Below are 11,170 nucleotides of genomic sequence, written 5' to 3' on the forward strand. Positions count from 1 at the left end.
CACGGGCTCACAGGCTCATCCCCGCTGCAGCGCCTCGCACGTGGCCAGCGAATCCCGTGCCCCGGCGGCGACGGCCCGGCAGCAGAAGGCCACCCAGCCGCCCACGCCTTCCGGTGTGCCGGTCAGGTAGCCGCGCAGTGCGGCCCCGTACTCCTCCCCCAGTTCCAGGTAGCCCAACTCGGTAGGGACCAGGGACTTGGGGTCGAGCCCGCGCGTGATCAGCGTCAGCCGTTCGGCGGCACGCGCGATCACGCCGTCCCCCCAGCCGAAGGGGCGCAGCGCGGCCAGTTCGCCGTGCACGACGGCGCCGACCACCAGCGCCGGAACAGCGGCGCGCGCGGCCAGGACCGTGTCCAGCCCTTCGATCCGCGCCGCGACCTCGGCGGCGCGGGGCGCCGGTCCCAGGCCGAGTGGATCGGCCGCGGAATCGGCGTCGGTGCGAGGGCGCCCCAGGGCGTCCTCGTCGACCCCGTCGGCCGCCGCGAGCGCGTGCAGGCGCGCGAGCACCTGGCGGGGCGCCTTGGGCCAGGTATCGGCGAGCGGCCCGAGTTCGCCGGAGACGCGCAGCGCCCCCTTGACGCGCGGGTCCTCGCTGAGGCCGGCGCGGACCTCCTCCAGGTCGGCGTCGGCGCCGTCGAGCACGGCCGAGGCGCGGGCGCCGCGCAGTGCCGACTCCATGGACACGTCGCTGCTACGGCGCCGCAGGATGCGGTGGCCGAGCAGGCGGTCGACGAGGGTGCGGGTCTCGCCGACGGCCGAGTCGACACCCGGGAGATCGGCGATCCGCTGCAGGGGTTCATCGGGAACGGCAGTCACGGCAGCAACCTTACTTACCGGTAATCGGATGTCCGTCCATAGCCCGTGGAAGACCGCCCGTCCCCAGGGAAGACCGTCCGTCCACAGCCCCTGGAGCGGCCACTTGTATGTTGTCGTCACCACTTGATGAAGTGGGTTGCACCACACGAGCTTTCTGTGGGACCGGATCAAGTAAGGAGACGTAACAGTGGCTGAGACTCCCCAGGGGCAGGGTCAGGAAACACTGTCCAACCTTCTTCAGGAGTCCCGGAGCTTCCCGCCCCCCGCGGATCTCGCCGCAGACGCGAACGTGCAGGCCGACGCCTACGACGCTGCATCCGCCGACCGGCTGCGGTTCTGGGAGGACCAGGCCCGCAGGTTGCAGTGGGAGCAGCCGTGGAGCAACGTTCTGGAGTGGAACCCCCCGTTCGCCGAATGGTTCACCGGCGGAAAGCTCAACGCCGCGGTGAACTGCGTGGACCGGCACGTCGACGCGGGCCGCGGCGACCGGGTCGCCTTCTACTGGGAGGGTGAGCCCGGCGACACCCGCACCATCACCTACTCCGACCTCAAGGGCATGGTCTGCCAGGCGGCCAACGCCATGCTGGAACTCGGCGTGGGCAAGGGCGACCGGGTCGCCATCTACATGCCGATGATTCCCGAGACCGTGGTCGCCATGCTGGCCTGCGCCCGTATCGGCGCCGTCCACATGGTCGTCTTCGGCGGCTTCTCCGTGGACGCCCTGGGCACCCGCATCGACGACAGCGAGGCCAAGCTCGTCGTCACCGCCGACGGCGGCTACCGCCGCGGCAAGCCCAGCTCGCTCAAGCCGGCCGTCGACGACGCCGTGCGCGACCGCCCCGCCGTCGAGAACGTGCTCGTGGTGCGCCGCACCGGCCAAGAGGTCGACTGGAACGAGGGCCGCGACGTCTGGTGGCACGACATCGTCGACCGCCAGCCCACCGAGCACGAGGCCGAGGCCCACGACTCCGAGCACCCGCTGTACATCATGTACACCAGCGGCACCACGGCCAAGCCCAAGGGCATCCTGCACACCACCGGCGGCTACCTCACCCAGGTCGCCTACACGCACTGGGCGGTCTTCGACCTCAAACCCGAAAGCGACGTGTTCTGGACCGCCGCCGACATCGGGTGGGTCACCGGGCACTCGTACATCGTCTACGGCCCGCTCGCCAACGGAGCGACCTCGGTCATGTACGAGGGCACGCCCGACACCCCGCACAAGGCCCGCTTCTGGGAGATCGTGCAGAAGTACGGGGTGTCCATCGCCTACATGGCCCCCACGGCCATCCGCACGTTCATGAAGTGGGGCGAGGAGTACCCGGCCCAGTACGACCTCTCCAGCCTGCGGGTGCTCGGCTCGGTCGGCGAGCCCATCAACCCCGAGGCCTACATGTGGTACCGCACCCACATCGGCGGGGGCCGCACCCCGATCGTCGACACCTGGTGGCAGACCGAGACCGGCGCCATCATGGTCACGCCGATGCCCGGCATCACCCACGGCAAGCCCGGTGCCGCCATGCAGCCCATCCCGGGTGTGGAGGTCGACGTCGTCGACGAGTCCGGCGAGTCGGTGCCCAACGGCCAAGGCGGCTTCATCGTCGTCCGCGAACCCTGGCCGGCGATGCTCCGCGGAATCTGGGGCGACCCCGAGCGCTATAAGAAGACCTACTGGTCGCGCTTCGAGGGCCTCTACTTCCCGGGCGACGGCGCCAAGCGCGACGAGGACGGCGACCTCTGGCTGCTCGGCCGCGTCGACGACGTCATGCTCGTCTCCGGCCACAACATCTCCACCACCGAGGTCGAGTCCGCGCTGGTCGCCAACGACAAGGTCGCCGAGGCCGCCGTCACCGGCGCCAGCGACCCGGTCACCGGCCAGGCGATCGTCGCCTTCGTCATCCTGCGCGGCGAGGCCGGCAACGGCGGCGCCGACCTGGTCAAGGAACTGCGTGAGCACGTCGGCGCGCACCTGGGGCCCATCGCCAAGCCCCGCCAGATCCTGGTGGTGCCCGAGCTGCCCAAGACCCGCTCGGGCAAGATCATGCGCCGCCTCCTCAAGGATGTGGCCGAGAACCGCGAACTCGGCGACGTCTCCACGCTCACCGACGCCCAGTCCGTCCAGACGCTCAAGGACGCGTTCCAGCAGAGCGGCACGGGCGACGAGTGACCGGATGAGCCGCGAGTAGCCGCGGCCTCCGCGGGCAGTGTCACAGGCACGGTGTCCGCGGCGGTGAGCCCTCCGCGCGCCATCGGGGACCGGAGCTCGGGTCCGGCCGCACGGCCGGTCCCGTACCGGTCCCCGACGCGTCGGCCCACCCGCGCCAGTGCGGGGCGGGGCCGCCCGCGGGAGCGGGTGCGCGCGGCGTGGGGACCGCCGGTGGCGCCGGATGTGCGAGGATGCATACGACGTCTGCCGAGCGAAGGGAGCGGTCTCCATGCCCGAAACCCGGTCGGGTGGCCAGGAGCCTGAGGAGTTCGACGCCGCCGAACACTCCCTGGGAGAACTCGTCTCCGAGGCGAGCGGGAACATGTCCCGGCTCGTGCGTCTGGAACTTCAGCTCGCGAAAATGGAGCTGGCCCGCGACGTCCAGAAAATCGGCATAGGCGCCGGGATGTCGATCGTCGCGGCCGTTCTGGCCCATATGGTCCTCATCCTGGTGGCGATCACCGCCGGATTGGGAATCTGGGCGGCCGGACTGGCGCCCTGGGTCTCCTTCCTCATCGTCACCGTCGCCTTCCTGCTGTTCTCCGCGCTCTTCGGCTTCCTCGGCCTGCGCCAGTTCCGCAAGCGCCAGGGCTTTCCGCGCACCAGCGCGACCATGGCCGGCACCATGGCGGCGTTCCGCCGCGACCGTCCTTCCTCCAGCAGCTGACCCGCTGGGGCCCGGTGCGCGGTGACTGACGAGTCGGCTGTCCTGATCGACGGCCCCTGGACACACCGGACCGTGAGCGCGGCCGGGACCCGCTTCCACATCGCCGAGGCGGGCGAAGGGCCGCTGGTCCTGCTTCTGCACGGATTCCCGCAGTTCTGGTGGTCCTGGCACGGCCAGCTGACCGCGCTCGCCGACGCCGGCTACCGCGCCGTCGCCGTCGACCTGCGCGGCTACGGCGCCAGCGACAAGCCTCCGCGGGGCTACGACCTGATCACCCTCGCCTCCGACGCCGCGGGCCTGATCCGCGCGCTCGGAGAGGCCGAGGCCGTCGTCGTCGGTCACTCCACCGGCGGCATGCTCGGTTGGACGATGGCCGTCTACTTCCCCAAGACCGTGCGCCGCCTGGCGGCGGTCTCCATGCCGCATCCGCGGCGGCTGCGCTCGGCCGTGCTCGCACGCGGCCAGGGATGGGCGAGCCGCCACCTGCTCGGCTTCCAGCTGCCCGTCGTGCCCGAGCGCCGACTCGTCGCCGACGACGCCGAGCAGATCGCGGCCATGCTCCGCGCCTGGTCACGGCCGGGCTGGCCCGACCCCGAAACCGAGCGCAACTGCCGCGACGCCTTCCGAATCCCCGGTGTCGCGCACAGCTCCCTGGAGTACCACCGCTGGCTGTTCCGCTCCCAGGCGCGCCCGGACGGCCGCCGCTACATGCGCAGGATGCGCCGCCCCGTCTCGGTCCCGACCCTGCACGTCCACGGCGCGCTCGACCCCGTCGTGCTTCCGGAGACCGCCCGCGGCTCCGGTCGCTACGTCGAGGCGCCCTACCGCTGGCGCATGATCGAGGGCGCCGGGCACTTCCCGCACCAGGAGCGCCCCGAGCTGTTCGACTCCGCCCTGATCGGCTGGCTGACCGACCCCGAACCCGACAGGTGAGCCGACCGGGCGCCGCCGCCCGCCCCGGGGCCGCCCGGCCCGTCCCGTCTTCGCCGAATGCACGGGTGCACAATGGGCACAGCGCTACAACGGGAACAGGGCAGTCGGCACGGCAGATCAGGAGCGGCGAGGATGAGCGACTCCACACGGACCCAGCGCGACCGCAACCCTGAGGGCAGGGCGCAGAACCAGCGCCCGCGCGACCGCTTCGGCCGCCCCCTGCCGCACGGGGCCGAGGGCGTGCCGCGCATCCCCGACGATGCGGAGTTCACACCTGAGGAGGGGCTGACCGAGGCGCAGAACCTGCTCGACGACGGCTACGCCTTCCACGCACACGAAGTACTGGAGGCGGTCTGGAAGTCGGCCGCCGAATCCGATCGCGAACTGTGGCGAGGGCTGGCCCAGATCGCGGTCGGGCTGACCCACGCCCAGCGCGGCAACCGCGTGGGCGCGGCACGGCTCCTGCGTCGCGGTGCCGAGCGCGTGGTCGGCTACGGAGCCGAGGCCCCCGACGGCGTCGACGCCATCGGGTCGGCGGCCTTCGCCCGGTCCGTCGCCGACCGGCTGGACGCACTGGACCACATGGAGGGCGAGGACCGCGTCGACACCCCGCCGAACCCAAGCGACCCCGGCGACGACGCCGGTTCGGTGGGGCCCGCCGGTCCTGCCGGTCCCGGCGGAAGGGAGACCGCGCAGAGCAGCGAGAGTCCGGAGAGCCCCGTCGGCCCCGACATCGCCGGCGCGGCCATCGAGATCGACACCAGCGGCCTGCGCCTGCGCCGCGGCGACAGCCGGCGCGCCTGAGATCGCCGGGCGCCCGCGGCCCCGGCAGGCCGGTGCGGGCGCCCTCTATGAGCGGCTTCGAGCCCGAAACGATCCGTACGGCGCGGTTGGACCTGCTGCCGCTCTGCGTCGGGCATGCCGAGGAGATGGCGGAGGTCCTGTCGGATCCGGCCCTGCACACGTTCATCGGCGGCGCTCCGGACACGCCGGCGGAACTGCGTTCGCGCTACCGGCGCATCTCCGCCGGCTCGCCCGATCCGGCTGTCTCGTGGCTGAACTGGGTGGTCCGGCTCCGCGGCGCCTCCTGCCTCACGGGGGCCGCCCAGGCGACGGTGTCGGCCGGGGAGCTCGGCCCCACGGCCGAGGTCGCCTGGGTGGTGGGGACTCCGTGGTAGGGGCGCGGCATCGGGGCCGAAGCGGCCCGGGGGCTCGTCGACTGACTCGGGCGGCGGACCGTGCGAACGGTGGTCGCCCACATCCACCCCGAGAACCGGGCGTCGGCCGCAGTCGCCACCGCCGCCGGGTTGGCACCGACCGCAGAGCTGCGCGACGGCGAACACCGGTGGAGCCGGAGCGTCGGGGGCTGACCGCGCCTCCCGCGGGCGCCCTCGGCGCGGCGGTCCCAGGGAGCGTCCGGAAGCCGTCCCTGCGCCGCACGCGGCCCGCACGCGGCGCGGCGTGCGCTGCGACACATCGCGGCCGAAGCGGTGGCGGCGCCTCGCCTGATGCGGTTTGCTGAACACATAGGGGAACCGCCGTGCCGCACCGTCGGCGTGACCGGCCGTGGGCCGCCCACCGACTGTGCGCCCCGAGCGCTCCACCGAGCCCTGCGCTCCTCCACTCGGCACATCCACGCTCGGCCGAGCTGTGCCCGAGGGCTGTGGAGGCCGGGTGCCGCCTCGAACCGCCTCATCCTCTTTTCGTCTTTATGAGCGGTTTAACCCCTTTTGTCTTCTATGTATCTATTTATATAAAATGCGAATTCAAATATATAACGTCCATATTCGCAGGTCACCATGCGATCACATATGGTCCCCGCATAGTCGAACTTCGTGACCCGCGCTCACGTTTCGTCCTACCGGTGCGTAGAATCCCCGGACACCGTTCTCGCTGGTCTCAGCGGAACGGCATACGGAACCGTGTTGGTGGCACCCGCAGGACCCTGCCGGGCGTGCCGTCGAGCCTGGCGACAGGTCTGGGAGGCGGCCGCACGACCCCGCGGGGGCCAAAACGTGCCCGTCTCTAGGAGGACGGATTGTCTGGGCTCACCCAAGCCGCCGATGGCGGCCCGGCCCTGGCCTTGGACGGCATGGATTTCACCCTGGTCGTCGTGGTGTTGGTGGTCGCGCTTCTCGCGCTCGCCGTCGCCGGATGGCTGGTCCGTGAAGTTCTCGCCGCCGGTCAGGGCACCGAGCGGATGCAGGACATCGCGCGTGCCGTCCAGGAAGGAGCGGCGGCGTACCTCAAACGCCAGTTCCGCACCCTGGCCGTGTTCGTCATCGTCATCCCGCTGCTGCTGTTGCTGCTGCCGGCCGACGATCTCGCGGTGCGGATCGGACGATCGGTGTTCTTCGCCCTCGGCGCCGGCTTCTCCGCCCTCACCGGCTTCATCGGCATGTGGCTGGCCGTGCGCGGCAACCTCCGCGTAGCCGCCGCCGCCCGGGAAGGCGGTGAACGCGGAGAGCACTCCGCGATGCGGATCGCCTTCCGCACCGGCGGGGTCGCGGGCATGTTCACCGTCGGCCTGGGCCTGCTGGGCGCGGCCGTCGTCGTACTCGTCTACCGCGGCGACGCCCCCAACGTCCTGGAGGGCTTCGGCTTCGGTGCGGCTCTGCTGGCCATGTTCATGCGTGTGGGCGGCGGCATCTTCACCAAGGCCGCCGACGTCGGCGCCGACCTCGTCGGCAAGGTCGAGCAGGGCATCCCCGAGGACGACCCGCGCAACGCCGCGACCATCGCCGACAACGTGGGCGACAACGTCGGCGACTGCGCGGGCATGGCCGCCGACCTGTTCGAGTCCTACGCCGTGGTGCTGGTCGCCTCGCTCATCCTCGGCCGCGTCGCGTTCGGCGTCGAAGGCCTGGTCTTCCCGCTGCTCGTGCCGATGATCGGCGTCATCACCGCCATCATCGGCATCTTCATCGTGGCGCCGCGCTCGCGCGACAAGACCGCCATGTCGGCCATCAACCGAGGGTTCTTCACCTCGGCGGTCATCTCCGCGGTCCTGGTGACGGCCACGGCGTTCGCCTACCTGCCCGGCAGCTTCGCCGAGCTCACCAGCGCGGGCGAGGAGATCCAGGGCCTGGACGGCGACCCCCGGCTCGTGGCCATCGGCGCCGTGCTCGTCGGCCTGGTGCTGGCCGCCGCCATCCAGTTGCTGACCGGGTACTTCACCGAGACCAACCGGCGCCCCGTCAAGGACATCGGCGAAAGCTCGGAGACCGGGGCCGCCACGGTGATCCTCTCCGGCGTCTCGGTGGGCCTGGAGTCGGCCGTCTACTCCGCGGTGCTTATCGCCGGCGCCGTCTACGCCGCCTTCCTCATCGGCAGCGCCTCGATCACCCTCAGCCTCTTCGCCGTCGCGCTGGCGGGTACCGGGCTGCTGACCACGGTCGGCGTCATCGTCGCGATGGACACCTTCGGCCCGGTGGCCGACAACGCCCAGGGCATCGCCGAGATGTCCGGCGACGTGGAGGGTACGGGAGCCGAGGTGCTCACCAGCCTCGACGCCGTGGGCAACACCACCAAGGCCATCACCAAGGGCATCGCCATCGCCACCGCGGTGCTCGCGGCCACCGCCCTGTTCGGGGCCTTCCGCACGGCGGTAGAGGGCGCGCTCACGGAGTCCGGGCAGGACGCGACCAGCTTCAGCCTGTCCATCGACGAGCCCAACGTGCTCGTCGGCGTCATCCTGGGCGCAGCGGTCGTGTTCCTGTTCTCCGGCCTGGCGATCAGTGCAGTGGGACGGGCCGCCGGACGCGTCGTACTCGAGGTGCGCGACCAGTTCCGCAACCACCCCGGGATCATGGACGGCACGGAGAAGCCCCAGTACGCGCGGGTCGTGGACATCTGCACCCGCGACTCGCTGCGTGAGCTGATCACGCCGGGGCTGCTGGCCGTGCTCACCCCCATCGCCGTGGGCTTCGCGCTGGGCTACGCCCCGCTGGGGGCCTTCCTCGGCGGTGCCATCGCGGCCGGTTCCCTGATGGCCGTCTTCCTGGCCAACTCCGGCGGCGCTTGGGACAACGCCAAGAAGCTCGTCGAGGACGGCTACCACGGTGGCAAGGGCTCGGAGGCGCACGAGGCCACGGTCATCGGCGACACGGTCGGCGACCCGTTCAAGGACACCGCCGGCCCGGCCATCAACCCGCTGCTCAAGGTGATGAACCTTGTCGCGCTGATCATCGCGCCGAGCGTCGTGATGTTCTCCGACAGCTTCTTCCTGCGGGCTGCGGTCACCGTCGTTGCTGTGGCGGTGATCGTCGGAGCGATCGTGTGGTCCAAGCGCCGCACCGGCGAACCGACCGCGACGAATCTGCCCGTCGACGGTGGCGACGCCGGTGCCGAGGTGACTGCCGGCGACTCCGCCGCCGACAAGGAGTCCGACAGCAAGGAGGAGGCCCGCGCCGCCGACGGCGGCCGCGAGGACTGACAGCTGCGGTGCCCTGCACGGGCGCGGGTGCCCGGCCCGGGAGGGTCGGGCACCCGCGCCCCTTTGTATTCGCCGGTCGATGCAGGCATGCGGGTCCACGGGCGCTCTCGCGCGGAGTCGGCGGCGGGCGGTACCGGCGACCCCCTAGGCTAAGCGGCGAAGAACCGCGCTGGAGGATGTCATCCGTTGTCAGGAATGAAAGGGCTGGCCGTGATCGTGGGAGCCATGCTCGGTGTCATGGCGGTAATCGCGATCGTGGCCACGGTGCTGTCGCCATGACCAAACGACTGATCGTGCTTAGGCACGCCCAGGCCGAGCCGCTGACCGACGGCTCCGACCACGAGCGCTCGCTGACCCCCGAAGGCCGCGACCAGGCGCGGGCCGCGGGCGCCGCTCTGGCCTCGGACGGTGTGGTCCCCGACCACGTCGCCTGCTCCACGGCGCTGCGCGCCCGGCAGACCTTCGAGCTGGTCGCCCAGGCCCTCCCGCACTCCCCCTCCGCCGACTACGAACGCGACCTCTACGGCGCCGACGTCTCCACGGCACTGGAGCTGATCACGCGGACCGATCCCGAGGTGGAAACGCTGCTGGTCGTGGGGCACAACCCGACGATGGCCCAACTCGTCGCGGCGTTCATGCCGGACGAGCCGCTGGACTCCTTCCCCACCGCCGGTCTCGCGGTGATCGACCTGGAGGTCGAGTGGCTCTACGCCGCCCCGGGCACGGGCGCGGTGCGGCTGCTGACCTGACGGGTTCCCCGCCCGGCGGCGACGCGCCGCTAGGCGGTGGTGAGTTCCAGCAGACCGGTGACGACGTCGGTGAGCGTGGCGCCCACGGCATCCGGGGCCGTGAACACGTCGCCGTACTCGACTTCCGATCGACTGCACCAGCCGGCCAGGCAGCCAGCCCGCTTCGCGCCGTGGCAGTCCCAGGCGTGCACGGCGACGAGTGCGAGGTGCTCGCGCGGCGTCTCCAGCGCCGCGGCAGCGGCGTGGTAGACGCCCGGGGCGGGCTTCCACACGCCGACCTCCTCGGCGGTGACCAACGTCTCGACGAAGCGGCCCAGCCCAGAGGACTCCAGGAAGCCCGTGGTGGCGGCCCTGCTCCCCTGCGTCAGACAGCCGATGCGCACACCGGCTTCGTGCAGTCGGCGCATGGCCGGCTCGGCGTCGGGGTGCGCCGGAAGCCGACCGAAGCCCTCCAGGACATGGGTGATGCCCTCCTCGGAGGCGGTGTTTCCCGAGGCGGTACGCAGCGCCTGGCGTGCCACCTCCGGGAAGGGGCGCAGATCCCCGGCGAGGGCGAGGGCCATGCAGTCGCGTTGCGCGCGCAGGAACCACGGCCGCAGCAGCTCCGCGGGCTGTCCGATCTCGACGAAGCGCTCGCTCAGCGGGTCCAGGTCGATGAGGGTCTCCATGACGTCGAACGCGACGGCGTAAGGGTGGTACGGGTGCACGGCCATGCTTCTCTCCCTCGATTTCCTTGGAGCAGCATCGGGATCGGGCGGCAGCGCCACAGCCCCGACGCATGCGCAGGGGCGGCGCTCCCGCAGCAGGTGGAAGTACCGTCCGCGGCGGTGTTCCAGCTGGGCACGGGCGTTCTGCGGGTCGGCGGGAACGTGTGCGGACGGACCGGTCACAGATCGTCTCGCCGCGGCGGGCACCGCCCAAACATGGCCGGTGCCGGGGAAGCGGCGAATCGAGGGGCCGGCTCGAGTTGGCGCACGCCGTGAAGACCGCTATAGTCGGACGAGCCGCCGTGGTCCGGCACGTTCAGTGCCGGTAGCCGCAGGGCGGCACTTCACTGGGTCTGCAGCCGTCATCGCACGGCCTGGACCGCGTTCACACGATCCGACTCACCTGCACCTCGCGTGGCGGGACTCCGTCCTGTCCGTCGGTGCAGCGGGTGGTTGTGCGGATGCAGTCGGATTCTCACTGCGAATTCGCCGATTTGGCGGGTTTGCGGGAGTCCTGCTAACGTGAAGACATAACAAAGAGCGGATCGCAAACCGCGCTTCGGCGCGGTTCGGTGTCCGTGGGGAGATTCCGTCTCTTGGGAAGAGCCTGGGCGGGCCCGCTTTCGTAGTGGGTCGGGGCTTGTACCGGATGCAGCG

General features: G+C 71.2%; 9 protein-coding genes and 1 pseudogene. 8 read left to right on the top strand and 2 right to left on the bottom strand.

The window, feature by feature from the left end; genetic code table 11:
* Window positions 1–15 precede the first annotated feature (15 nt).
* Window positions 16–816: a Fic family protein gene (locus LP52_RS10180; protein WP_040272715.1), complete on the bottom strand. Its 801-nt coding sequence runs from the start codon at window positions 814–816 to the stop codon at window positions 16–18.
* Between the two features lie 187 nt (window positions 817–1,003).
* On the opposite strand from LP52_RS10180, the gene acs reads away from it, so the two are divergent.
* The 8 genes and pseudogenes from acs (at window position 1,004) to LP52_RS10215 (ending at window position 9,806) form a co-directional block, all read left to right on the top strand.
* A complete protein-coding gene (acs, locus tag LP52_RS10185) occupies window positions 1,004–2,983 on the top strand; it encodes an acetate--CoA ligase (protein WP_040272717.1) in 1,980 nt (659 codons plus the stop codon).
* Window positions 2,984–3,251: 268 nt separating this feature from the next.
* Window positions 3,252–3,689, top strand: a complete 438-nt coding sequence (locus tag LP52_RS10190) for a phage holin family protein (RefSeq protein WP_084723089.1) — start codon at window positions 3,252–3,254, stop codon at window positions 3,687–3,689.
* A 21-nt stretch (window positions 3,690–3,710) separates the two neighbouring features.
* Entirely contained in the window at window positions 3,711–4,622 is a 912-nt protein-coding gene (locus LP52_RS10195; protein WP_040272721.1) for an alpha/beta fold hydrolase, read from the top strand.
* A gap of 132 nt (window positions 4,623–4,754) precedes the next feature.
* A pseudogene (locus LP52_RS10200) lies at window positions 4,755–5,195 on the top strand (DUF309 domain-containing protein); the annotation flags it as partial.
* Between the two features lie 278 nt (window positions 5,196–5,473).
* Window positions 5,474–5,800, top strand: a complete 327-nt coding sequence (locus LP52_RS28340) for a GNAT family N-acetyltransferase (RefSeq protein ID WP_238580830.1) — start codon at window positions 5,474–5,476, stop codon at window positions 5,798–5,800.
* Between the two features lie 69 nt (window positions 5,801–5,869).
* On the top strand, window positions 5,870–5,992 hold the full coding sequence (locus LP52_RS28745; RefSeq protein ID WP_274518799.1) for a hypothetical protein: 123 nt from the start codon (window positions 5,870–5,872) through the stop codon (window positions 5,990–5,992).
* A gap of 668 nt (window positions 5,993–6,660) precedes the next feature.
* Window positions 6,661–9,057: a sodium-translocating pyrophosphatase gene (locus LP52_RS10210; RefSeq protein WP_084723091.1), complete on the top strand. Its 2,397-nt coding sequence runs from the start codon at window positions 6,661–6,663 to the stop codon at window positions 9,055–9,057.
* A gap of 275 nt (window positions 9,058–9,332) precedes the next feature.
* Window positions 9,333–9,806 (top strand): SixA phosphatase family protein, encoded by a 474-nt coding sequence (locus tag LP52_RS10215; protein ID WP_040272722.1) that lies wholly within the window; start codon window positions 9,333–9,335, stop codon window positions 9,804–9,806.
* A 29-nt stretch (window positions 9,807–9,835) separates the two neighbouring features.
* Here LP52_RS10215 and LP52_RS10220 read toward each other — a convergent pair whose 3' ends face one another.
* The gene (locus tag LP52_RS10220) at window positions 9,836–10,519 is read right to left on the bottom strand and encodes an HAD-IA family hydrolase (protein ID WP_040272725.1); all 684 of its coding nucleotides are present in this window, start codon (window positions 10,517–10,519) and stop codon (window positions 9,836–9,838) included.
* Between the last annotated feature and the right edge of the window lie 651 nt (window positions 10,520–11,170).

It is taken from the genome of Streptomonospora alba, assembly GCF_000826685.1.
Taxonomy (GTDB): Bacteria; Actinomycetota; Actinomycetes; order Streptosporangiales; family Streptosporangiaceae; genus Streptomonospora; species Streptomonospora alba.